Raw genomic sequence first — 23,077 nt, 5'->3', positions numbered from 1 at the left:
ATGAAAACTTTTGTTGCAAAACCAGAGACGGTAAAACGCGACTGGTATGTGGTTGACGCCGCAGACAAAACACTTGGTCGTTTGGCCACTGAAATCGCGATACGTTTACGCGGTAAGCATAAACCAGAGTACACTCCACATGTTGACACTGGTGATTACATTATCGTAATCAATGCTGAAAAAGTGACTGTTACTGGCCGTAAGGCACAGAACAAAATCTATTATTCCTACACTGGTTACCCAGGTGGATTGAAAGATACAACATTTGAGAAACTTCAAGCTCACAAGCCTGAAATGATCATCGAGAAAGCGGTAAAAGGTATGTTGCCTAAAGGTCCTCTTGGACGTGCTATGTTCCGCAAAATGAAAGTGTACGCTGGTACTGAGCATTCACATGCTGCTCAACAGCCTCAAGTTCTAGACATTTAAGGAGCGAGAAAAATGGCAGATACTCAATACTACGGCACTGGCCGTCGCAAAAGCTCTACCGCTCGTGTTTTTCTACGTCCAGGTAGTGGTAACATTGTAGTTAACAAGCGTCCTTTGGATGTTTTCTTTGGTCGTGAAACAGCACGTATGGTTGTTAGACAACCACTAGAGCTAGTTGAAATGACTGACAAATTTGACCTATACGTCACCGTTGCCGGTGGTGGTATTAGTGGTCAAGCTGGTGCAATCCGTCACGGCATTACTCGTGCATTGATGGAATATGACGAAGCACTTCGTCCAGCGCTACGTAAAGCCGGGTTTGTAACTCGTGATGCACGTAAAGTTGAGCGTAAGAAAGTGGGTCTTCATAAAGCACGTAAGCGTCCTCAATACTCAAAACGTTAATTTTTACGTTACGAATATTTCAAAAACCCAGCAATGCTGGGTTTTTTATTGTTAAAAATTTGTGATTTTATGTCTATTACATTTAATTCAATTGCCTCTAACTAGATTAATCCCAGAAAACACAGGATTATTTACTTAATTCCTTGTCTTTATTAGGGGTTTTCTTTTATCATTTCATGTTAATAGATAAATTCAACAAAACCGTAATTTCTTGTGCGAGTTACCTGTTAGCAAATTGCTATCGGAACCAACTTTTTATGTTCAAGAAGTATCACTAAATCCGAACTTGGAGAAGAGTGGATGAGCAATGTGTCTGTCGATACAAATGATTCGTCAAATAATGACAATCAGCCTCAAGACAACCCTAGGCGCCGTTTCCTTACCGTAGCAACTTCAGTTGTAGGTGCCGCTGGTGTCGTTGGTGTAGCTGTACCTTTTATTGGTTCATGGAGCCCAAGCGAAAGGGCTAAAGCTGCCGGAGCCGATGTGCAAATTGACATTGGTAAAATTCAACCTGGACAAATGATTCGTGTTATTTGGCGAAGTAAGCCTGTTTGGGTTGTAAGGCGTACACCAGAGTTACTCGCTTCATTAGCTAAGCATGAAGATATTCTTAAGGACCCAGACTCTGAGCAGGAACAACAGCCTGCATTTGCTAAGAACCGCTATCGTTCTTTGAAAGAAGAGTATTTGATTCTGGTGGGAATTTGTACCCATCTAGGCTGCTCTCCTCAGCACTTGACTGACGGCGCATTTGCTGAATACGTCGAAGGCGTGGATGAAGGATTCTTCTGTCCTTGTCACGGATCTAAATTTGATATGGCTGGCCGCGTTTTCGACGGTGTACCTGCACCCTTGAACTTGGTGGTACCGCCTTATCAATATGTTGATGATAATACCGTAATTATCGGTTCTGAAGCCGAGGGGGCAGCATAAGATGTTTAAAGGTCTTTTAGATTGGATTGAATATCGTATTCCAATGATGCGCGTTGCTAATATGCACGCGATTCAATACCCCGCACCAAAAAATATGAATTTTTGGTATATCTTTGGTTTCCTAGCCACAATCGTTTTGATTAACCAAATCGTGACTGGTGTATGGCTGACCATGAACTTTGTACCTTCATCTGAAGGCGCATTTGCTTCTGTTGAGTACATTATGCGTGATGTACCTTACGGAGACGTGCTTAGGTATATGCACTCTACTGGCGCATCAGCATTCTTTATCGTCGTGTATTTACATATGTTCCGCGGCATGATGTACGGGTCTTACCAAAAGCCTCGTGAACTACTGTGGTTATTTGGTATGTTCATTTACCTTGCGCTAATGGCGGAAGCCTTCATGGGCTACGTGTTACCTTGGGGGCAAATGTCATATTGGGGAGCACAAGTAATCGTATCTTTGTTCAGTGCGATTCCTGTCATTGGTCCAGACTTAGTTGAGTGGATTCAAGGTGACTACGTTATCTCTGGCGCCACACTTAACCGTTTCTTTGCTCTACATGTTATTGCATTGCCTTTGGTTATCGTTATTTTAGTGTTCTTACACATTGTAGCGTTACATGAAGTTGGGTCAAATAACCCAGACGGCGTTGAAGTGAAGCGTAAAAAAGGTTCATTGACTGAAGATCAAAAAACCAAGTTTGAAATGCATGAATACTACACTAAGAAGTACGACATCATTGATGATGTAGTGCCTTTCTTCCCACATATCGTGTTGAAGGATATGGTTGCATTCGCGGCATTCTTGTTTATCTTCTGCTACATCATGTTTTTCGCTCCTGGAATGGGGGGATATTTCTTAGAGCATCCTAACTTTGAAATTGCTAACCCACTGAAAACGCCTGAGCATATTTTCCCTGTTTGGTACTTCACGCCTTTCTACGCAATATTGAAAGCCGTACCTGATAAGTTACTCGGTGTAATAGCCATGTTCGCTGCAATCGTTGCATTGTTCCTATTACCATGGATTGATCGCGGTAAAGTGAAATCGTGGCGTTATCGCTGTGGTTTACATCGCTGGAATCTACTAGTGTTTGCAGCTGTGTTTATCTTCTTAGGTTACTTAGGTGGAACACCACAAGAAAATTGGAAAATAATTGCGTCTCGAATCGCTACTATTATGTACTTTGGATTCTTTGTTTTGATGTTTATATACAGCAGAAATGAGAATACTAAGCCGGTACCAGAGAGGATCACGAAATGAAAAAGTTTGTATTAGTGTTAACTTTATTGTTTTCGGGACTTGCTGGTGCTGCCAGTGGCGGAATCGAAAACGACCATATCGATATTGATTTGAACGATAAGGCTGCATTGCAAAATGGTGCTAAATTGTTCAACAACTACTGCTTAGGTTGTCATAACATGCAGTATCAGCGCTATGAGCGTAGTTTCAAAGATTTAGGTATTCCTAATGAGTTGGGACAAGAATACTTGCAGTTTACTGGTGAAAAAGTATCAGATCATATTAAAAGTGCTATTCCTGCCGAGAATGCTGCTAAATGGTTTGGCGCTCCACCTCCCGATTTAACCCTAGTCGCTCGTGTAAGAGGTGCTGATTGGTTGTATACCTATTTGCGCACCTTTTATGTTGATGAGAGCAAAACGTTTGGGGTGAACAATAAACGTTTCCCAGATGTGGGTATGCCTCACGTTCTTCAAGAGTTGCAAGGTACGCCTCGTGAAACTCATGAAGAAAGAATGATCGATGGCGAAATGAAAGAAGTTTACGTTGGCATTAAAACAGATGGCAACGGTGAATTGAATACAGAAGAGTATGACAAGGCGGTGGGAGATCTAGTTCATTACCTTGTTTATGTTGGTGAACCCGGTCGTTTAAATTTAGAAGCTACCGGAAAATGGGTTTTAGCCTTCATAGTTGTACTGTTTATTTTCGTTTATCTACTTAAGAAAGAATATTGGCGTGATGTTCACTAATTCACCCAAAATTAAGGTATAATCAAAAAAGGGGCGGAATTGCCCCTTTTTTTAATCAGTCTAATGCCGTGAAAGGGTTAGGCGACCAATCAATCTCGTTGTTTTTTACCCTGTATTGATTGGCCTGTTTTGTTGATTCTGGAGGATAGTTAATGGCTGTAGCCGCGAATAAACGTTCAATCATGACGTTGTTCTCTGACACAAGTGATATTTACAGTCACCAAGTGCGTATAGTACTTGCGGAAAAAGGAGTGGGCGTTGAAATCAGCTATACTGATCCAACCAACCTTCCTGAAGATTTACTTGATTTAAACCCCTATGGCACAGTGCCTACACTGGTTGATAGAGAACTGGTTTTATACAAGTCCCATATCATTATGGAGTACTTGGATGAGCGCTTCCCACATCCTCCTCTTATGCCTGTCTACCCTGTATCTCGTGGTCAAAGTCGTTTGATGATGCACCGTATAGAGCAAGACTGGTATTCAGTTGCTGATAAGATTGTAGCAGGTAAAGGTGATTTGGATGCTGCGCGTAACGAGTTACGAGAAGCATTGCTGAGTTTAGCGCCATTGTTTGCTGAAACACCCTTCTTTATGAGTGAAGAGTTTAGTTTGGTCGATTGTTATTTAGCTCCTTTATTGTGGAGATTGCCGGCACTTGGCATCGAACTAACCGGAGCAGGCAGTAAAGAAGTACTAGCTTATATGAATCGTATATTTGCTCGTAGCTCTTTTAAAGCTTCGTTAACCGATCAAGAAAGAGAAATACACGATCCACTTTAAGTGGTTTAGGTAGCCTATTATGATGACTTCAAATCAGCCCTATTTGTTAAGAGCATTTTACGAATGGATCGTAGACAACGACTTAACACCTTATTTAGTTGTTGATGCGACTGTTGATGGTACAAATGTGCCTCAAGAGCATGTCCGAGACGGACAAATCGTTCTTAATGTATCACCAAGTGCATGTGTTAAATTAAATATTGGTGATGCGGATGTTAGTTTTGAAGCTCGCTTTGGCGGGGTACCACGACAGTTAGTGGTTCCCACGCACGCTGTTTTAGCTATTTATGCAAAAGAAAATGGTGCAGGTACAGTATTTACTCCAGAAGAAAATCTTACTGATGGAGATAAGGAAGGGGCAGCTGCTAAACCTAAAGCAACACCCAAACCTGAGCGGAAAGGTCCACCGAACCTAACTGTTGTTAAATAAACAATAAAAGGCGCTATTTAGCGCCTTTTTTATCAAATAAAAATATCATTTAGTTGAAGGTTTCTGGGAAAGTATCTATGCGTTATTGGTTGATTTGGGTAAGCATTTTGATAGCAGGTTGCAACAACGACGGCGTCGCTGATGATTCTATGTGGCAGATTTGTGATACCTATCAGGATATCTGCGACAGCACACACTCAGGAGCGTTGTGTTCTTTACCACGCAGTGAAGTGATCCGTGATCTTGCTCGTCAACGGGAGCAATTGAATTCTATTAACACCTATATAGTACTTAAAAGTCTCGATGCATATCGAAGTTGTTTAGAAAATGCTTTTGTTTCTGAAGCGGTTAGAAATAAAAGTGACAAGCAATCACAGATGACAACCATTCGAAAAATTCCTGAAATACAGCGGGAGTTAATCGCTAGCACTCGTTCCATTCCCCGTCCTGAAGTGAACCTTTGGCTTTGGACAAAGTCTCAAAATCAAGATAATTGGGAATCCATGGTAAATGGCTACGAGACGGCTAAAGAAGTGCATGTGGATGTGTATGTTGCTCTAATGACGCACTCCGCAGAGTATAACCATGAGCAAGGCATAAAGTATGCGCGTCAAGCCCTCAAAAAAGCGGATGTCATAAAAGATATCCAGCCGTCAGTATATGAGTTTTATGTTGGTTATTACCTGCAAAAAAATGAATTAGAGAAAGCAGCTATCTGGCAAGGGTTATATAGCGCGCTAGATAAAAATAAGGCTGAGGTGAATGCCCATTACTTTAAGTTGTTTGAAAAGATGTCTCAATCACAAATACGAAGGGCTCAGAACAAAGTAGATGAATTATTATTCGACGCCAAATGGTTGAATAAGGATATGGGGTCGTTTCCAACAGATTTGCAGTAAATTGGAGCGGACCCTGTTTAATGTATGATTTGCCTACTCAGAGACTGTTTTGTCTAGAAGAGTCTAGTTGTTTTCAAATGCTTTAATAACCCGAGCTACGCCGTTTACGTTGCGGGCAATTTCAACGGCGATATCAGCTTCACTATTATCAACTAAGCCCATTAAAAACACTTCAGAGTCTTCTACTTCCACAATTATATTTAAACCGTCTACACGCTTATCACCAATTAACGCTGTTTTCACTTTACTGGCTAACCAAGTGTCATTTGCAATGACTGTGGCTGGAATAGGTTCCGCAATGCGCATTTGATTGTGAATTTTACGCAAGTTATCTACGGTTTGAGCAGTGGATGAGACTTCGGCTCTAATAGACTCTGACGGCGCTTGACCAACTAACAAAACGATACCATTGAAAACGGTGATATCGATTCTGGCAGAATCTAGCTTGGCGTTATTGGCAAACTTAGCTGCTAGTCGAGCCGTAGCGGTTTTGTCATCCAGCTGGGTCCCCAAAGTCCGTCTATCATGGGCCGCAGAGGCGGCTCCAACACCCGCACCGACTACCAGAGCAGCACATCCTTGCAAAAGCAAGGTGGTCATAGCGATCAAAATCAGTGAACGACCAGATGAAAATAACATGCTGCTACTCCGCTCCTTGTTCAGGAAATAAACTATCATCGATACACTCACATAAATTATGTATCACTAATAAGTGTACTTCTTGAATACGTGCAGTTCGGTTTGATGGAACTCGTATTTCAACGTCATTTGGGCCAAGTAATCCTGCCATTTCGCCACCGTCTTTTCCGGTTAGCGCGACTATGGTCATATCTCTGCTTAATGCGGCTTCCATGGCATTAATCACATTTCTAGAGTTGCCACTAGTGGATATAGCTAACAAGATGTCACCGGCTTGTCCTAGTGCCCTGACTTGTTTAGAAAACACTTCGTCGTAGCTATAATCATTAGCAATAGAAGTGATGGTTGACGAATCTGTAGTTAATGCCATCGCTGGTAAACTCGGACGATCCCGTTCATAACGATTAAGCAGTTCTGAAGAAAAGTGTTGGGCGTCTCCGGCTGAACCACCATTCCCGCATGATAAAATTTTATTGCCGTGAATAAGTGCATCAACCATCATCTGTGATGCTTTAAAAATCGACTCTGGAAGTACTTCTCCAGCGGCTATTTTCGTCTGGATACTTTCAGTGAAATTTGCTTTTATTTGTTCAATCATGACAATCTCAGTTGTGTTTTTAATAGAATATCAATGGCATGTTTCAGACCGATTTGAACCACTGAATTTGATCACCGTCAATTGCAACTAAATCAATACGATGTGCTACCATTGCGGGGTTTAGACGGTGAAAATGCATAAAATGTTTCACTGCCTGAGTAAATTTTTTTCGTTTGGCAGCATGAAAGTATTCTGCTGCTGTACCATAGTCAGAATTGCTGCGGTATTTTACTTCAACAAATACCCACTCTTGACCGTTTCGCATTACCAAATCGATTTCACCAGAGCGACAATGATAATTGCTCTGATAAAAATCCAACCCATTTTCTTGCAAGTACTGGCGAGCTTTGATTTCTGACAACTGTCCAGTTGTTCTTGCGAAACGTTGCTTAATCCTTTGCAAGCAATATCACCTCTCTTTCCGTAATTTTACCAAAAGGAAGCACACGAATAACATTGCCGTTTTGGTCAACCGATAGAGTGCCAGTTAAGCCTTTGACCGAGACTTGAGGTAATACTTTTAAACTAGACAAAACGGGGACTAGCGTATACGCATCGAAGCCTAAAGCAAATAAACGTTTTAAGGTATCGTCTTGTTTAGGCCAAATGGCTTCCACTTCACTTTTAAGTGATTGATGTTCTCCATCTGGTAACATCCAGGGCATATCGGTAAATGTAATATTTCGCAGATCCCGCAAGGTATTATTACTAAAATTCTTACTGTAGCTCCTAGACGAAGCGTATACGGGGACGGCCTTGTCATTAAAAGGACTTAAGCTAGTTTCAACTATCGGGTTAAGTAATTCTGTTTGTTCAGGCGATGCAAATAAAACGATGGCATCAATGTCTCTTCGGTTCCTTGGAACTGAATGAATTTTTTCACTGGTGATACTTTCTAATTGGTTTATACGTGTTTTACTTTGGGAGACATCCAGCAAAGAGGTTAAGCTGGTGCGCATACTCTTATTGTCGGTAAACGTTGCTAACCCAGGGGCTACGCCGTCCCCTTCAGTTAATTGTTGCCAAGTTTGTAAAAAGGCATTGGCCATACGTTTAGGAGCACCGCTTTGTTGAGAGACAACAATGGGGCTAGTAGCACCAGTTTTGAACACTTTGTTGGCTAACTGTACCGCTTCGTCTTCTGGAGACAGTGCAAAATAGATGCGAACTCCGGGTTGGCTATCATCTTGCTGTCTTGCTGATTCTTGTATTTCTGGGGTGGCTAGTTCCAAACTTTGGTTGTTATCCAAAGAAGATGGATCTATCACTCCAGGTTCAGATACAAGCTTGCTGTTATCAAGTCTATTCAAGCCTATAATATTCAATTCTGGCGGTGCTAATTGACTAAACTCAGCCAACTTGTCTTTTACCAAAGGACCGATTACCACGTCATATTCTGATACTTCTGCTACCAATTCAGCCATTGGCTTACTTTCAATATCGAAAAAATGTAGAGCAGGGAAGTCGTCCCTGGTGTCACTGGGCATTGAACTTTGCTTGCCATAATAGGCTGCCAGAAGACCTTGTTTTATGGCTAAACCTTGTTGCGATAATCTACCAGAAAGAGGTAAGAGTACCGCTATTCTGTGGGTTTCTAAGGGACTTATACTTACGGCCATTTGGACTTCTTGGGGTAAGTTAATGCTTAAAGGATGAGAACCGAATCGTGTTTGCCATTCGTTTACAGCAGTTTGTAGTTGCTGGGGTTGTAAACCAAAACGTTTAACGATTAGGCTCAATTGTATCCAGGGCGATAATTCTGAATGGGCGCGAAGTGCATTTTCTAACTCTGTCTCAGTCAACCTTTGCAGCAAATACCATACATCTTTATCCTGCTGATTTTCTGCAGGTTCAATTTGGTTCAATACTAGTGCTGCATTGAGCCACTGTTTTAAGTGCACGTATTGTTTGTATTGAATATATAGAACACGATTTTTGTGGCTAATATTTTGATTTATTTGGTCTTGCAATGTGGCAATCTTAGCCCAATCGGTAGGAGTTTTTGCCAATTCACATTCAGCTAATATAATTTGACTTTGATTACGTAGAGTCGGCGATGTGAGTTCAGTCATAGTGAGCTGTACAATTTTCTCACTTTGTATACATTGACCTTGTTGCTTGTAAGACTCAGCCGCCAGTAAAATTCTTTGGTTACGCTGATATTTGTCTCCTGTATCAGCGTATATGCGTTTTGCTTCATCTAAATATAAATAGGGATCTTTAGGCTGCGCCTCTTGTGGCTGCGTGACCGGTGAGTTGGACTCTTTAATTCCTGCGGTTTTGGTTATTTCAGGTGTCGACCCACAACCGATTAATGCTGTGACAGCACTATAAACAAATAGCCATTTTAACTTGCCCATTGATACTCTCAAAATTTTCCACCCCATTTATCTCTAGGTAGTTTAAAATGCCTAATGACGTAAAACAATCAAAGGCTGATTATAAGTGGCAAAAACTGGCACATTGTTCATTGTTTCAACACCCATTGGCAATTTGGACGATATAACGCACCGCGCAATCAAAGTATTAAACGATGTAGATTTGATTGCTGCAGAAGATACGCGGCATAGTCAAAAGCTGTTGCAACATTGGGGAGTAAGCACTCGAATGACGGCAGTTCACGATCATAATGAGAAACTGATATCCGATCGCTTAATTGAACAATTGAAAGGAGGCATGAATATCGCCTTAATTTCAGATGCGGGTACGCCTTTGATTAGTGATCCAGGGTATAACTTAGTCAATCGTTGCACTGAACAAGGTGTAACAGTGGTGCCTATTCCGGGTGTGTGTGCAGCGATTGCAGCATTAAGTGCATCAGGCTTACCCACAGATCAATTCCTATTTCACGGCTTTTTACCGGTCAAGCAGATGGCCAAACACAGTGTGTTAGAGCGTCTCAATAGTGAAACGGCAACCACGGTTTTTTATGAGAGTCCTCGGCGTATCGTCGATACCGTTGAAGCTATTATTGAAGTGTTAGGAGCACAGCGCAAAATCACCATAGCCAAAGAAATCACTAAGGCGTTTGAAACATTTTACTCGGCCACCGCAGCCCAGGCGTTAGCCTGGCTGTTAGAAGATGCTAACCATCAGCGTGGAGAGTTTGTATTAATGGTCGCTGGCGCACCCAAGCATGATACTGAAATGCCAACAGAAAGTTTGCAGCTACTAAAAACGTTATTAGCAGAATTGCCTCTAAAAAAAGCCGCTGCTATTACCGCCTCACACTATGGACTTAAAAAAAATGCGCTCTATCAGTATGGTTTAAGCTTGAATGAGTAATGTGAAGCATCGTTTTCGCTACCTACTTTATTTATGGGTTGGGGTGAACATTACGCTTTCCAATCTTGCTTATGGGCAATCAGAAAAAGACCTTCACAACACTGAGGGTGAGCAGGGGGCTTGGTATTCTGACAGTCGCGGCATTATGGGGACTAACATCCATACTGAAATTTGGGCCGCATCTCCAGAGGTGGGGCGCGCGGCTGTGGATGCGGTAATGGCAGAAATGCAGCGTATAAATCAATTGATGAGCCCCTATATCGACAGCAGCGAATTGTCGAAATTAAACCGTTTGGCTGCGAATACGCCAGTCACTGTCTCCAAAGAGATGTTTGAACTATTGCAGTTGTCTTATGGGCTTTCAGAAGAAACCCAGGGAGCATTCGATATTACGTTTGCCAGTGTGGGGTATTTATATGACTATCGACAAAAACAACGGCCAGATACTAAAACCATTCAAGGTTTGTTGGATGCGATTAATTATCGACATCTATTGTTAAACCCTGAACAGCAAACCGTGACTTTTGCCCATCCAAAAGTCAAAATAGATTTGGGGGGCATTGCTAAAGGACACGCGGTAGATAACGCTTTGTCTATTCTTAAAAATATGGGAATTAAACATGCTTTGGTAACGGCAGGTGGTGACACAGGGTTGTTAGGGGATCGCAATGGACGTCCCTGGAAAGTGGGGATTCGTGACCCTCGAAATCGGCAAAAACAAGCAGTGGTTTTGCCTCTTGAAAATATCGCCATGTCTACCTCTGGTGATTATGAAAGGTATTTTGAAGAGGGTGGGAAACGCTATCATCACATTCTTTCTCCAAAAAGTGGTGAGTCGAGCCGTGAAGTGCAAAGTGTGACTATTGTTGGCCCCAGAAGCACCTTAAATGATGGTTTATCCACTGCGGTGTTTGTATTAGGCGTCAAAAAAGGCATAGATTTAATCAATCAGACCCGCGGCTATGAAGCGATTATTTTAGATGATCAGCGCCGACTACATTATTCTCGTTCATTTGAAGCCGTTCATGCTACGCATTGATCCGGGCATTTTCTTCGTTGTTCTAGGTACTATTCTATTCTCCAGTAAAGCGATTATGATTAAATACCTGTATCAGTTAGGTATAGGTCCTTTGGAATTGCAAACCCTTCGCATGTTGTTTGTTTTACCCTTTTATTTGCTGATTCTATTATGGTCATTAAAACAGACCGGTTGGGGAACGCTCAGTCCTAAGGAATTATTGGCTTGTTGTGCGGCGGGCATCGCTTGTTATCATTTGGGCAGTTATTTCGATTTATTAGGATTACAGTACATTACTGCGGGGTTAGAGAGAATTATTCTATTTTGTTATCCCGCAGTGGCAATCTTATTTGGTTGGTGGTTTTTAAACGAAAAACCAGTCCGCAGTGTCTGGTTAGCACTGATATTGTCCTATGCCGGTATTTTTGTGTTTTTCTATGCAGACCTTTCCTTCGGTGGTGATAACCTTTATTTGGGCAGTTTTCTGGTATTTGTTGCGAGTATTTTAACGGCTTGGTATTTAGTGGCTACTCAACGTTTTTCCCGACAAATTGGCAGTCAACGTTTTGTTTGTTTAGCTATGATATCTGCTTGTATTACCTTGCTAATACATTCTTATGCTGCGGGAGTGGGGGACTTATTGCACTACTCAACTGAGCTATATATGGGAGGGTTAATCGTGGCCATTTTTATGACCTTGATCCCGTCTTTTATGATCAGTGCAGGGGTGAAAAGAATAGGCGCTAGTAAAGCGTCAATTGTGGGAGCGGTAGGACCTTTATTTACGATTATTTTATCTAATCAGCTGTTAAACGAACCTGTGACACTTATGCATTTAACTAGTTTAGTATTGGTTATATTAGGCATGCGGCAACTTAGAAGTTAATTGCCGCAGGTATAAAGTGGGAAAGCAATAATCCTTAATTAAGGCTATGAAAGACGATTTCTGAAATCTTGGTAGTTAAACTCACGGATTAACTCAAACTCTCCTGTTGTTCGAATTATCCCTATCGCGGGGTGTTCAACGCCATTGAAAAACGTGGTTTTTACCATGGTATAGTGGATCATATCTTCAAAAATAACTCGTTCGCCCACAGCTAACTTGTGATCAAAACTATAGGTATCGATAACGTCACCGGCAAGACAGGAATTACCGCCAAGCTTGTAGTCAAACGCTTTTTCACCAGGCTCTCCTGCACCTGTCACCATTGGCCGGTAAGGCATCTCCAATACATCTGGCATATGCCCAGTGGCGGAAATATCCAAAATAGCGATTTGCCCTTCGTTTTCAACAATATCCACAACTTCAGACACCAAAGAACCGGTTTGCCACGCTACAGCAGAACCAGGCTCAAGAATAATATGAATGTGCGGATGGCGCTGTTTAAATTGGATTAAGGTGTCAATTAGGTGTTGCAGGTTATAACCTTTTTTAGTCATTAAATGACCACCACCTAAGTTTAACCACTTAATACTTGGAAGCCATTTTGCAAAGCGTTTTTCCACCGCTAACAAGGTGCGTTCAGTGGCATAAGAGTCACATTCACACAAATTGTGCACGTGAAAACCTTCGATACCACTTAAGTCAGCACCTGCTAAGTCAGCCACTCGAATACCTAAACGCGAGCCTGGTGCACTAGGATCATACAGCTCTGTTTCTGCTTCCCGGTGTTCAGGGTTCAAGCGTATGCCCGCAGAGATACCTCTACCCAAAACTTGCTCTTTATAACGCTGCCACTGACCTAAACTATTAAATGAAATGTGATTAACCAGATTCAATAATTCATCCATGTCCGCCGGTTTGTATGCCGGAGAGAACGCGTGGACTTCTTTACCCATTTCAAATTTTGCAAGTTTGGCTTCCCAAACTGAACTGGCGGTGCAACCTTTCAAGTATTTACCCACTAAATCGAAGGTCGACCACATGGCAAACCCTTTGAGCGCAAGAATAATATCAACCCCAGCTTCGCGCTGTACACGTTCCATTATTTGCAAATTATGTTCAAGCTTAGACTCTTCGCACACATAGCATGGTGAAGGGATGACTGGGTTTAACATTATATCGCTCAAGGTGTTACTCCCAATTAGCGTTTAAAGGGGCTTTGTTCACACTCTAGCACCTGCCAAGGTAGCCCATGTTGATTTAGCATGTCCATGAATGGGTCTGGATCAAATTGTTCCATATTCCAAACACCTTCACCTTTCCAGGTGCCATTTAACATCAACGCTGCACCTATCATCGCAGGTACACCTGTCGTATAGGAAACCGCTTGTGCCCCCACTTCTTCAAAACATGCAGCGTGATCACAGTTGTTATAAATAAAAATGGTTTTTTCTTTGCCATCTTTAACCCCTGTGATGTAAGTGCCTATACAAGTCATGCCGGTGTAACCTTCGGCAAGAGAACCAGGATTTGGTAACACGGCTTTTAAGAATTCAAGGGGCACAATTTGTTGCCCTTGGAAATCAATAGGTTCAATACTGGTCATGCCAATACCTTCAAGTACTTTCAGGTGGTTCAAGTAAGCATCACCAAAGGTCATCCAAAAACGTGCACGTTTCAATGTTGGAAAGTGTTTTACAATTGATTCCAGTTCTTCGTGGAACATCAAATATGAGGCTCTAACCCCAATATTTTGGTAATCAAGGTCTTCTCTAACACTCAATGGGTCGGTTTCTTTCCACTGGCCATTTTCCCAAAAACGTCCTCGCTGGGTAATTTCGCGGATATTAATCTCAGGATTGAAGTTGGTGGCAAAGGCTTGACCATGGTCGCCACCATTGCAATCGACTATATCCAGATAATGAATTTCATCAAAATAATGTTTGGCAGCGTAAGCGGTATAAACGTTAGTCACACCGGGATCAAAACCACTACCTAAAAGCGCCATTATGCCTTTTTCTTTAAATCTGTCTTGATAAGCCCACTGCCATGAATATTCAAATTTAGCTTCGTCTTTCGGCTCGTAGTTAGCGGTATCTAAATAATTGGTTCCGGTGGCAAGACAGGCATCCATAATTGGCAAATCTTGATAGGGAAGAGCCAGGTTGATAAGTAAATCAGGTTTAACTTTATTGATTAACGCTTCAACTTCTGCGGCATTATCAGCATCAATAGCATATACAGCTTTAACGCGATCTGCGCCAACTTCAGCTTGCAAAGCTTCGCATTTGGACACGGTTCTGCTGGCCAAATAGATTTCGTCAAAGTGCTCTGGCATACGGGCACATTTTTTTATGGTAACTGCAGCAACGCCGCCAGCACCGATGATCAAAACACGAGACATATAAGCTTCCTTTTATCCAAGCTGAAAATTTTGCGCATGCTAACACTGCTAGCTAAAGACGCAATAGGCGAATGCAAAAATATAGACACTTTATTGCGCTATTCCAAGTCAGTTAAGCGAACTGCTTGGAATTTTTGTGGTAAATCCGCCACCACTGATACTGACCAATACAGGCCATCACTAAAAAACATAAATAGAGCACAGAGGTAGGGTATAAAGCTTTCTGCCAATAAACCCAAATAGCTACTACATCAACTACAATCCAAAAACTCCAGTTGTACAGCTTCTTATGTGACATTAACCATTGGGCGATTAAACTGACACAAGTGGTGAATGCATCGAAGTAGGGGAGGCTGGCATCTGTATTGCTGGCCATAAACCATCCCCACAAGACAGTGGCAATAATGGCTAACACAGATATTTGCACATAAAGATTATTACTCCCGCGATGAACTACCACATGACCACCGTCATCTAAGTTTTTCGACCAAATCCAATACCCATAAACCTGAAAACCCACATAGATAAGATGCAGAAGCATGTCGGAATAGAGCTTTACATCATAAAAAATATAGCTGTATAAACTCACTTGAATAAAACCGAAGAAAAAACACCAGATACTACGTTTAATAATCAAAAATACGCATAAGAATCCGCTGACAGTTGCTATCCACTCGATTGGTGAAGCACCAGCGAAGCCAGCGAGCCATTCAGTCCATTGCATCTTGTTTCCTTATTGTCTTTGCGGGTTGCTGTCCACGTTTACCTTGCAAGCCACCGGTATGCAAAGCAAGGATTTTACTCCCTTGAGGAAAATGGTTATTTTCAATGAGATGACGTAATCCCCAAAACAGCTTACCTGAATAAATTGGTTCTAGTGCTATATGGGTATCTTGCTCAAATTGTTCACAGAAAGTAACTAGTTCAGGTGTTGTTTTAGCATATCCGCCAAAGTGAAAATCTGAATTGATCTGCCAAGCTGCTTGCTCCGAGGGTTGTTGTTTCCCCTGTTTTGGCAAAAACTGATTAACCAATTGGTACAAATAGTCATGTCCCTTTAATACGCCTATGCCTAATACTTTGCTGGGTTTATTTTGTACTCCTTGAATCAACCCAGCCAAAGTTCCACCACTGGCGACAGGGGCAATTATCACGTCATATTCTTGGGTTAATTCTGTCACTATGCTAGCAACCCCATCTAAGGCTTCGAAATGAGAGCCGCCTTCTGGAATAATTAATGAATTGGGATGCCGGCCTTTTAAATGCTCTAAGTAACTCGCCTCAGTTCGTTGAGCATAAGTGACTTTATTGACCCATTCAATTGTTGCGCCCCAGCGTTTGAGGTCGTTTAGCATGGGTGTCATATGTTGTGAATAATCCCCTCTGATGATTGCCACGAGAGGAATTTCCAATTTGTGACAACAAAAACCCAATGCATGTAAATGATTAGAGTGCCCGCCCCCGAAACTGATAATGTTTGCTGGTGGTGATTGGGCTGAACTTAACAACGTTTTACTCAACTTCCGCCATTTATTGCCTGAAATAATCGGATGGATTAAATCATCCCGTTTAATCCAAACACTCACCGCATGGTCATTTTTCCAGTTCAATATTAACTTTTGTTCTGCTGATGGTAACTGAATGCCAAGTTTCTCAGTTAATCTACTCGTCATCGTTGCTGGCATTTGGGCTATATTCACTTGCTGTCTACTGTCGTTTAAAACGCAATTCTGAACTATAAGGCGTAAAGTGTTGCACTGTCCCTGTTGCCGCTTTTTTTTGTGCTTCAATCCAATATTGTGCCGTCATTAGGTCAGGGTGGAGTTTTTTTAGAAGATCCTTCAAATGGCGTTTTCCGACAATAAAATGTTCGAACTGTTCAGGAAAAACGTCTTCTGGAGACACTGATAGGGTATCCATGGCAAAAGGGTCATCTGACTTGGGAAGCTCTCTAAAGGTGCGCTGATTCATCAAACAAATTTCATCGTAATCATAGAAAATGACGCGGCCGTGGCGGGTAACCCCAAAATTCTTATGCAACATATCACCAGGGAATATATTAGCTGCCGCAATTTGTTTAATGCATAACCCCAAGTCATTAATCGCATTGTGAATTTTTGTTTCGTCAGTTTCAGTTTGCAAGAAAATATTCAAGGGCGTCATTTTACGTTCTATATAAACGTGTTTGATGATGACTTCATTGTCCTTTATTTCTATATTTTTACCTGCTACTGCTTGCAACTCTTCTAGCAATGCTGGCTCTATTCGGTGTTTTGGCAGTCTGAAGTTAACGTATTCATGGGTGTCTGCCATTCGTCCTACGCGGTCTGTGGTTTTGACTAAACGGTAGCATTCTTTAACTTGTTCGCGAGTGACTCTTTTACTCTCTGGAAATTCATCTTTTATAATTTTAAAAACAACGCCGTATGAGGGTAAATGAAAAACCGCCATTACCAAGCCGCGAATGCCGGGTGCAATGCTAAATTGGTCTTGGGTATTGTCTAAGTGCTGCAAAAAATTTCGATAGAATACGGTTTTACCGTGTTTGTAGTGACCAATCGACATATACAATTCGAAATTCTTTTTGTTGGGCATTAATTCTTGTAGAAACGCAACAATTTCAGCCGGATACAGGGTATCTGCCATAAAATAAGCGCGGGCAAAACCAAAGATGACACTGAGATCTTTATTACTGGTTAGTAAGGCATCTACCTGAAGTTCTTTTTTCTCACTGATCAATAAAGCAATTACGAATGGTAGGGTTTCATCGGGCATACATATGCGACCAATCAAATACGCAGCCTTTCCGCGAAAAAATACAGGCTTTAAAATTTCAACAGTATGCACTGAAGCTAATTGCTCTGTGTTAAGTCGAGATCTAAGTGCTTGGTCAAGTTGATGAATATCACTTTGTTTATTTTCATACGGAATGGTAAAGCGGTACATGGCTAAAATCGCCTCCATCAGCGAACCAACTGTTCCACTGGTATCGAAACTATTCACGACTTTATGTTTATCTTGACCAGGGATATAACATCGGCTGGGTAACACGAACATGATCTCGTCATCAATTTTATTGTGTTTGTAAAGTCTGCCAATCACTGAGTTATAAAAGGTTTCGGCCAATTCGTATTGTGGATGGTGTTCTAATTGAAGGGCAAAAAAGCGTTTTACCTGTTGCCAGAATTCATGGCTTTGCTGGCGCGGATTAATTAGGGCATACACTTCAGAAATCGTATCCGCCAAACTTTGCTCATAAATAGAAATGCGCTCTTTTACTGCCAGTTGAGTCGCCTGCCACTGCGCTTGCTCAAAACGTTGTTTTGCCCCTGAGGTAATTCTACAAAACCAGCGATAGTTTTTCTCAAAACCATAAAGTATCTGATAGGCCACTTTTTGTTGCGTGCTTGGCATAACTTCTGTCACAGTATAAAGTTGAAGAAAAGTCTATTGAAACATAAAACTATCTAATAATAACAATAAAAGGTGAGATGGTGAGCTTCTCAATATTAATTTGTGATGATTCTGCGTTAGCGCGCAAGATGGTATCACGCAGTCTGCCTAGTCAATTTGTCAATCAGATTGAGTGTGTTTGTAATGGACAAGAAGCCATTCAAAAACTAACCGAAGGTTCATTTACCTTACTCATTCTTGATTTAATGATGCCCACTATGAATGGCATTGAAGTTTTAGAAACGTTAAATGAACGTTGCATCAAAGTCTTCGTAATTATTGTCTCTGGTAATATTCAGCCTGAAATGAAATCGAGAGTGGCTAAACTTGGCGTACTCGAATTTATCGAAAAGCCGGTAGATAAAATCAAATTGCAAAATGTGTTAACACGTTTTGGACTATATTAATTAAAAAACGGTCGTCAAAATTGAAATAATAATGACGACATGTTTTTCTGGCTAATAAAACCTCTTTGGGGTTTCATTATTCATTTGCGTGTTGAATAATCGCCAGATCATATGGTGCTAACTTTTTACTTCCTAACACAAAATGTCCTAATTTATCGACTAACTTAGTAGGTAAAGATTGAGGCTCACTGGCATAATTGAATACAAAGGTTAAGTTTTCCCTTTGCATAATACGGATATCTTTAGGTAGGCGGAGTGTATTTATCTTGGCTTTTTCGGCTACTGAAGACAAAAAATCTTGTAAAAAATGATCACAAGTTAGGCTGGCTATGTAGTGTGTTCTACCATATTTTACAACGATTGGATCCGCTTTCTCATCAATAGCTAAAATTTCTACACCCGCAGATATCTCCAGTTCTTCACGCCAACAGCAACTTTCATACTTTCTATCATTAAAACTCAAACTCTCACTGCAATCTGGACGAATAGTCTCAGTTGATAAGACTTTAATTGGGATTAATTGCTGAAGCAAACCAGGGCCTAAATTTGGCACTAGACTAAGCTCTTTGGTTTTTGCCCCTGCTCTGGGTCCGAACACAAAATGTGCTTTACTGTTTTTACATTTATCAATAAAGTTTTGATCCACAATTGGCATACAAGGCGCTATGATCATGTCATATTGACTTAAGTCATCTTCGGTTGAGATGAAGTCAACAGCCAACCCCAATTGCCTAAGCGCCGAATAATAGGAAAATTCCACCTCTAAATGGCTGTAACTTTTTCCCTGAATTTCTATTTCAGTCACCCACTGAAATAGTGTTCCTGTGACAATCGCTACTTTTGATTTCACTTTACTACCAGCTTTGAAAATAGATTGCTGTAACTCAGCATTCAGTTGTTTCACTTCGTGCCATGCCTGAGAAGGAGAATTGTCATTTCGTTTGATTCCAGCATGCATTTGTTCTTGGGCAAATGGCGCTTGTCGCCAGCGAAAGAAACAAACACAGTCAGCACCATGAGCAAACGCTTGCCATGACCATAAACGAACCATACCTTTTTCTGGGCGGGGATTATGATTTGCCCAGTTCACGGGGCCTGGTTGTTGCTCCATGATCCAAAAGTTGTTATTGCTAATTCCTCTGCTTTGATCAAAAGCATAACTTGAATAATCTGGATGTCCGGTGCGCATGTAAGGTTTAAAATTTTCCTTCGGTGCATTAGCAAAAAACAAATCACTGCGTCCAAGGGGATAATTATCATAACTCACAAAATCAAGATTTTTAGCCAATGCATGATTGTCAGTTTGTGTGTCAGCCATTGGGATAAAATTGTGTGTGACCCAACTATTTGGCGCATGTTTTTTGATGACTTTAATCATACTATCGTGAAATTGAATGACCTGATCAGAGCTGAAACGTCGATAGGCTAATTGATGTGCTGGATTTGTTTCAGTGACCGCTAAAATAGGTAATTCTATCTGTGAGAAATCTTGATATTCCATCGACCAAAATACTGTTCCCCAGGCACTATTTAAGCTGGCTATATCCGAATATTTTTGCTTACACCATTTTTGGAAAGCTTGTCTAGCGTTCGAAGAGCCACTGTGACAAGTATCATGGCAGGCGATTTCATTATCCGTTTGCCAACCTACCACGTCAGAGTGTTGGCCGTATCGCTCAGCGACAACTTCAGAAATTTTGAGAGCTTCCCTTAGATAATCTGGGCTAGAAAAGTCATAATGGCGCCTTGAGCCAAACCCTCTCAGGTTACCTGTATTGATATCAACAGGTAAGATACTTGGGTATTTATCTATCAGCCATTTAGGAGGCGTAGCTGTGGGCGTGCACATAATGATTTTTAGTCCGGCCGACGCTAACGTCTCTATTGCTCTGTCTAACCATTCAAAGCTATAAATTCCTTCTTCAGACTCTAGACGTGACCATGCGAATTCGCCGATACGTACGAACTCTAAACCCAATTTCTTCATTTCTAGCGCATCTTTTTGCCACATGTGCTCAGGCCAATGCTCAGGATAATAACAAATACCTAACATATTTTATCTCTATTAGTGATGGTGAACGTTAAACTTAGACTATATTTACAACTAACTATACTTCCATCAATGTAACATAATGCGAACAAAAACGAACATTTTTGTTGTATTTCGAAAAAATGTTCTGGATTTTCACAGTGTTTTACTTAGTATATAGCAAAATTTTAACGCATTATTAACTCACTATTGTGCTTGGTATAAGTAAATGTAAGTGAAATATAATGAACCACAACTTGGTCGTGACTTAAAAAATCGGGCTAACAAGGAGCAATTAATGAGCCAATTACCCAATGTTATTCAACTAAATAGTGAGCAAACAAGCCTAATTATAGACTGTGAAGGCAAAACACCAAGCGTTCTTTATTGGGGCAAATCGCTGTCAGCTGCTAGTTCTGTTAGTATGCTTAGGAGTCTAGCAACTCGACAGGAGGTTAAGTGTGCCGTAGTTGTTGAAGCGCCTATCTCTTTATCACCATTGAGTGGCGAAGGCTTTACAGGCGCACCGGGTATTGAAATAAGTAATGACAATAGTGCATGGTCATTGGGTGGAGCTTTGATTTCTATAAAACAACAGAATGCGCAAAGCGTTGAGTTTGTATGTGTCGATAATGTTAGGCAAATAGAGATCACTCACAAGCTGCATCTGGACAAACAAACTAATGTACTGACGGCTTCCACTGCCATAACGAACCGAACTACAGCACCACTAAACGTCACATGGTGCGCGGCGCCGACTATACCATTAGCAGACAACATCAATAAAATCTTATCTTTTGAAGGCCGTTGGTCTAATGAATTTCTACTTAACAAAGTGGATTTATTCTTGGGGAGTTTTTTGCGAGAAAACCGCAAAGGCAAAACATCTCATGATAATTTCCCTGGTGTTGTTCTTTATGATGAAAAAACTGACGAGCACAATGGCGATTGTTATGGATTCCATTTGGGATGGAGCGGTAATCACAGAACCCGGGTAGAACACTTACCAGAAGGCAGAAACTACGTCCAACTCGGTGAATTGTTGATGCCAGGTGAATTGATACTGCAAGCTAACGAGAGTTATCAAAGCCCTAATCTATATGCTAGTTTTTCTGATAAAGGGATCAGTGGTTTATCTCAAAATTACCATCATTTTGTGCGTCAAAATCTCATCCGCCCCGAAGTAAAAAATAAACCTCGCCCTGTGCATTTCAATACTTGGGAGGGTTTGTATTTTGACCATGATATTGAGACCCTGAAAAACTTGGCGAAGCAAGTGAGTGAATTAGGAATAGAGCGGTTCGTTTTAGATGATGGTTGGTTTAAAGGACGACGTGGTGATGCTGCAGGATTAGGTGATTGGTATGTTGATAAAGACATTTATCCCGAAGGCTTAGGCCCATTGATTGAATATGTAAACAGTCTTGGCTTAGAGTTTGGTTTATGGTTCGAACCAGAAATGGTGAACCCAGACAGCGACTTGTTTAGAAATCATCCCGATTGGGTATTGGCAACGGAAGGTAATGAACAACTAGAGTTTAGAAATCAACTGGTGTTAGATTTAACTAACAAAGAAGTGACAGATTATTTATTTAAGGTTATTGACGACATTTTATCGGAACATCCGCAGATTAAGTATATCAAATGGGATAACAATCGAGATTACAACCATCCAGGTAACCATTTAGGTAAACCTGCTATTCACTTGCAAACTTTGGCTTTCTATCAACTCATTGACAACTTGAAGACTAAACACCCGCAGGTTGAAATAGAAAGTTGCGCTTCAGGCGGAGGGCGCATTGATTACGGCGTATTAAGTCGCACAGATCGCGTGTGGACATCTGATTCAAATGATGCATTAGATCGCTTATCAATTCAGCGTGGTTGCTCTATTTTCTTTCCTTCGGAAATTATGGGAGCGCATGTTGGCCCTAGGGATTGCCATATAACAGGTCGGCACATTAGCATCGAGATGCGTGCAGCAGTTGCCTTTTTCGGCCATATGGGGATTGAGATGGACCCCAGAGAATTAACCTCTGAAGAAAAACAAGCCTTATCTGAAATCATCAGCTTGCACAAAAAACATCGGTGTTTAATTCATTCGGGTAACCTTGTCCGTTTGAATGAAAATCCATTCTCAGTTGATTTTGGTATTGTTAGTGAGGATCGGAATCATGCATTATTTGCATACAATAGTGTTAATGAAGTAAATCGCACTAATCCAGGTAAATACAGATTTGTAGGTTTAGCAATTGATAAGGTTTATCAATTGAATTTAATCTGGCCCACTGATTTAAAAGAATATTCCCCTTCAGTATTACGCCAAATTGAAGGTCAAGTATTCACTGGTGAGGTTTTACAGCAGTTTGGAATGCAGTTGCCGGCATTATTTCCACAAACATCATTGATTTTTGAACTAAAAGCAGTGTAAATATCGGACTTTAAGAGCAAATACTAACAAGTCTTCTTGTCGCTT

Annotated in this window: 23 protein-coding genes; 13 read left to right on the top strand and 10 right to left on the bottom strand. The window is 41.2% G+C overall.

The window, feature by feature from the left end; all coding sequences use genetic code 11:
• From rplM to Q4574_RS06020, 8 genes are all read left to right on the top strand, one after another.
• Nucleotides 1-429 (top strand): 50S ribosomal protein L13, encoded by a 429-nt coding sequence (rplM, locus tag Q4574_RS06055; protein WP_216046920.1) that lies wholly within the window; start codon nt 1-3, stop codon nt 427-429.
• Between the two features lie 12 nt (nt 430-441).
• Complete coding sequence (gene rpsI / locus Q4574_RS06050; protein WP_303472592.1) at nt 442-834, top strand: 30S ribosomal protein S9; 393 nt, start codon at nt 442-444, stop codon at nt 832-834.
• Between the two features lie 300 nt (nt 835-1,134).
• Nucleotides 1,135-1,770: a ubiquinol-cytochrome c reductase iron-sulfur subunit gene (gene petA / locus Q4574_RS06045; RefSeq protein ID WP_303472590.1), complete on the top strand. Its 636-nt coding sequence runs from the start codon at nt 1,135-1,137 to the stop codon at nt 1,768-1,770.
• 1 nt (nt 1,771) lies between these two features.
• A complete protein-coding gene (locus Q4574_RS06040) occupies nt 1,772-3,040 on the top strand; it encodes a cytochrome b N-terminal domain-containing protein (RefSeq protein WP_303472588.1) in 1,269 nt (422 codons plus the stop codon).
• Nucleotides 3,037-3,771, top strand: coding sequence for a cytochrome c1 (locus Q4574_RS06035; RefSeq protein ID WP_303472586.1), 735 nt, complete (start codon nt 3,037-3,039; stop codon nt 3,769-3,771). The genes Q4574_RS06040 and Q4574_RS06035 overlap by 4 nt, the downstream gene beginning before the upstream one ends.
• A gap of 152 nt (nt 3,772-3,923) precedes the next feature.
• Nucleotides 3,924-4,556, top strand: a complete 633-nt coding sequence (gene sspA / locus Q4574_RS06030; protein WP_303472584.1) for a stringent starvation protein SspA — start codon at nt 3,924-3,926, stop codon at nt 4,554-4,556.
• Between the two features lie 22 nt (nt 4,557-4,578).
• Entirely contained in the window at nt 4,579-4,986 is a 408-nt protein-coding gene (locus tag Q4574_RS06025) for a ClpXP protease specificity-enhancing factor (protein ID WP_303472840.1), read from the top strand.
• Between the two features lie 77 nt (nt 4,987-5,063).
• Nucleotides 5,064-5,885: a DUF2989 domain-containing protein gene (locus Q4574_RS06020; RefSeq protein ID WP_303472582.1), complete on the top strand. Its 822-nt coding sequence runs from the start codon at nt 5,064-5,066 to the stop codon at nt 5,883-5,885.
• A 63-nt stretch (nt 5,886-5,948) separates the two neighbouring features.
• Here the strand turns inward: Q4574_RS06020 and Q4574_RS06015 are convergent, their stop codons facing one another.
• The 4 genes from Q4574_RS06015 to Q4574_RS06000 are packed head-to-tail and all read right to left on the bottom strand — an operon-like array spanning nt 5,949 to nt 9,482.
• Nucleotides 5,949-6,524 (bottom strand): BON domain-containing protein, encoded by a 576-nt coding sequence (locus tag Q4574_RS06015; RefSeq protein ID WP_303472580.1) that lies wholly within the window; start codon nt 6,522-6,524, stop codon nt 5,949-5,951.
• A 4-nt stretch (nt 6,525-6,528) separates the two neighbouring features.
• Nucleotides 6,529-7,122, bottom strand: coding sequence for a phosphoheptose isomerase (locus Q4574_RS06010; protein WP_303472578.1), 594 nt, complete (start codon nt 7,120-7,122; stop codon nt 6,529-6,531).
• Nucleotides 7,123-7,165: 43 nt separating this feature from the next.
• Nucleotides 7,166-7,525 (bottom strand): YraN family protein, encoded by a 360-nt coding sequence (locus Q4574_RS06005; protein WP_303472576.1) that lies wholly within the window; start codon nt 7,523-7,525, stop codon nt 7,166-7,168.
• Complete coding sequence (locus Q4574_RS06000) at nt 7,512-9,482, bottom strand: penicillin-binding protein activator (protein WP_303472574.1); 1,971 nt, start codon at nt 9,480-9,482, stop codon at nt 7,512-7,514. Before Q4574_RS06000 ends, Q4574_RS06005 begins: the two co-directional genes overlap by 14 nt.
• An 85-nt stretch (nt 9,483-9,567) precedes the next feature.
• On the opposite strand from Q4574_RS06000, the gene rsmI reads away from it, so the two are divergent.
• From rsmI to Q4574_RS05985, 3 genes are read left to right on the top strand one after another with little or no spacing between them, the layout of a single operon-like run.
• Complete coding sequence (rsmI, locus tag Q4574_RS05995; RefSeq protein WP_303472573.1) at nt 9,568-10,407, top strand: 16S rRNA (cytidine(1402)-2'-O)-methyltransferase; 840 nt, start codon at nt 9,568-9,570, stop codon at nt 10,405-10,407.
• Complete coding sequence (locus Q4574_RS05990; protein WP_368411635.1) at nt 10,400-11,446, top strand: FAD:protein FMN transferase; 1,047 nt, start codon at nt 10,400-10,402, stop codon at nt 11,444-11,446. Before rsmI ends, Q4574_RS05990 begins: the two co-directional genes overlap by 8 nt.
• Complete coding sequence (locus Q4574_RS05985) at nt 11,433-12,311, top strand: DMT family transporter (RefSeq protein WP_303472571.1); 879 nt, start codon at nt 11,433-11,435, stop codon at nt 12,309-12,311. The genes Q4574_RS05990 and Q4574_RS05985 overlap by 14 nt, the downstream gene beginning before the upstream one ends.
• A 44-nt stretch (nt 12,312-12,355) precedes the next feature.
• Here Q4574_RS05985 and nspC read toward each other — a convergent pair whose 3' ends face one another.
• The 5 genes from nspC to aceK form a co-directional block, all read right to left on the bottom strand.
• Nucleotides 12,356-13,495: a carboxynorspermidine decarboxylase gene (gene nspC / locus Q4574_RS05980; RefSeq protein ID WP_303472569.1), complete on the bottom strand. Its 1,140-nt coding sequence runs from the start codon at nt 13,493-13,495 to the stop codon at nt 12,356-12,358.
• Nucleotides 13,496-13,509: 14 nt separating this feature from the next.
• A complete protein-coding gene (locus tag Q4574_RS05975) occupies nt 13,510-14,712 on the bottom strand; it encodes a saccharopine dehydrogenase family protein (protein WP_303472568.1) in 1,203 nt (400 codons plus the stop codon).
• Between the two features lie 112 nt (nt 14,713-14,824).
• Complete coding sequence (gene pnuC / locus Q4574_RS05970) at nt 14,825-15,436, bottom strand: nicotinamide riboside transporter PnuC (RefSeq protein ID WP_303472566.1); 612 nt, start codon at nt 15,434-15,436, stop codon at nt 14,825-14,827.
• A complete protein-coding gene (locus Q4574_RS05965; protein WP_368411634.1) occupies nt 15,423-16,412 on the bottom strand; it encodes a 1-aminocyclopropane-1-carboxylate deaminase/D-cysteine desulfhydrase in 990 nt (329 codons plus the stop codon). The genes pnuC and Q4574_RS05965 overlap by 14 nt, the downstream gene beginning before the upstream one ends.
• A gap of 7 nt (nt 16,413-16,419) precedes the next feature.
• The gene (gene aceK, locus Q4574_RS05960) at nt 16,420-18,126 is read right to left on the bottom strand and encodes a bifunctional isocitrate dehydrogenase kinase/phosphatase (RefSeq protein WP_303472564.1); all 1,707 of its coding nucleotides are present in this window, start codon (nt 18,124-18,126) and stop codon (nt 16,420-16,422) included.
• Nucleotides 18,127-18,206: 80 nt separating this feature from the next.
• On the opposite strand from aceK, the gene Q4574_RS05955 reads away from it, so the two are divergent.
• Complete coding sequence (locus Q4574_RS05955; RefSeq protein WP_303472562.1) at nt 18,207-18,572, top strand: response regulator; 366 nt, start codon at nt 18,207-18,209, stop codon at nt 18,570-18,572.
• 76 nt (nt 18,573-18,648) lie between these two features.
• Here the strand turns inward: Q4574_RS05955 and Q4574_RS05950 are convergent, their stop codons facing one another.
• Entirely contained in the window at nt 18,649-20,625 is a 1,977-nt protein-coding gene (locus tag Q4574_RS05950; RefSeq protein ID WP_303472560.1) for a beta-galactosidase, read from the bottom strand.
• A gap of 274 nt (nt 20,626-20,899) precedes the next feature.
• Here Q4574_RS05950 and Q4574_RS05945 point away from each other — a divergent pair, with 274 nt between their 5' ends.
• Entirely contained in the window at nt 20,900-23,032 is a 2,133-nt protein-coding gene (locus Q4574_RS05945) for an alpha-galactosidase (protein ID WP_303472559.1), read from the top strand.
• Nucleotides 23,033-23,077: the final 45 nt, after the last annotated feature.

Origin of the sequence: Aliiglaciecola sp. 3_MG-2023 (assembly GCF_030548205.1) — a bacterium.
Lineage (GTDB): Bacteria > Pseudomonadota > Gammaproteobacteria > Enterobacterales > Alteromonadaceae > Aliiglaciecola.
Note: the sequence above shows the minus strand (reverse complement) of the source record. Positions and strands in the feature narration are given on the sequence as shown.

What these genes read in the sequence shown, in the direction of transcription:
- petA (WP_303472590.1), top strand. Translation starts at nt 1,135, where the DNA reads ATGAGCAATGTGTCTGTCGATACAAATGATTCGTCAAATAATGACAAT.
- Q4574_RS05945 (WP_303472559.1), top strand. Translation starts at nt 20,900, where the DNA reads ATGAGCCAATTACCCAATGTTATTCAACTAAATAGTGAGCAAACAAGC.
- sspA (WP_303472584.1), top strand. Translation starts at nt 3,924, where the DNA reads ATGGCTGTAGCCGCGAATAAACGTTCAATCATGACGTTGTTCTCTGAC.
- Q4574_RS05990 (WP_368411635.1), top strand. Translation starts at nt 10,400, where the DNA reads ATGAGTAATGTGAAGCATCGTTTTCGCTACCTACTTTATTTATGGGTT.
- Q4574_RS06020 (WP_303472582.1), top strand. Translation starts at nt 5,064, where the DNA reads ATGCGTTATTGGTTGATTTGGGTAAGCATTTTGATAGCAGGTTGCAAC.
- Q4574_RS05950 (WP_303472560.1), bottom strand. Translation starts at nt 20,625, where the DNA reads ATGTTAGGTATTTGTTATTATCCTGAGCATTGGCCTGAGCACATGTGG.
- Q4574_RS05975 (WP_303472568.1), bottom strand. Translation starts at nt 14,712, where the DNA reads ATGTCTCGTGTTTTGATCATCGGTGCTGGCGGCGTTGCTGCAGTTACC.
- aceK (WP_303472564.1), bottom strand. Translation starts at nt 18,126, where the DNA reads ATGCCAAGCACGCAACAAAAAGTGGCCTATCAGATACTTTATGGTTTT.
- Q4574_RS06025 (WP_303472840.1), top strand. Translation starts at nt 4,579, where the DNA reads ATGACTTCAAATCAGCCCTATTTGTTAAGAGCATTTTACGAATGGATC.
- Q4574_RS06035 (WP_303472586.1), top strand. Translation starts at nt 3,037, where the DNA reads ATGAAAAAGTTTGTATTAGTGTTAACTTTATTGTTTTCGGGACTTGCT.
- Q4574_RS06010 (WP_303472578.1), bottom strand. Translation starts at nt 7,122, where the DNA reads ATGATTGAACAAATAAAAGCAAATTTCACTGAAAGTATCCAGACGAAA.
- rplM (WP_216046920.1), top strand. Translation starts at nt 1, where the DNA reads ATGAAAACTTTTGTTGCAAAACCAGAGACGGTAAAACGCGACTGGTAT.
- Q4574_RS05985 (WP_303472571.1), top strand. Translation starts at nt 11,433, where the DNA reads ATGCTACGCATTGATCCGGGCATTTTCTTCGTTGTTCTAGGTACTATT.
- Q4574_RS06040 (WP_303472588.1), top strand. Translation starts at nt 1,772, where the DNA reads ATGTTTAAAGGTCTTTTAGATTGGATTGAATATCGTATTCCAATGATG.
- Q4574_RS06000 (WP_303472574.1), bottom strand. Translation starts at nt 9,482, where the DNA reads ATGGGCAAGTTAAAATGGCTATTTGTTTATAGTGCTGTCACAGCATTA.
- rpsI (WP_303472592.1), top strand. Translation starts at nt 442, where the DNA reads ATGGCAGATACTCAATACTACGGCACTGGCCGTCGCAAAAGCTCTACC.
- pnuC (WP_303472566.1), bottom strand. Translation starts at nt 15,436, where the DNA reads ATGCAATGGACTGAATGGCTCGCTGGCTTCGCTGGTGCTTCACCAATC.
- Q4574_RS06015 (WP_303472580.1), bottom strand. Translation starts at nt 6,524, where the DNA reads ATGTTATTTTCATCTGGTCGTTCACTGATTTTGATCGCTATGACCACC.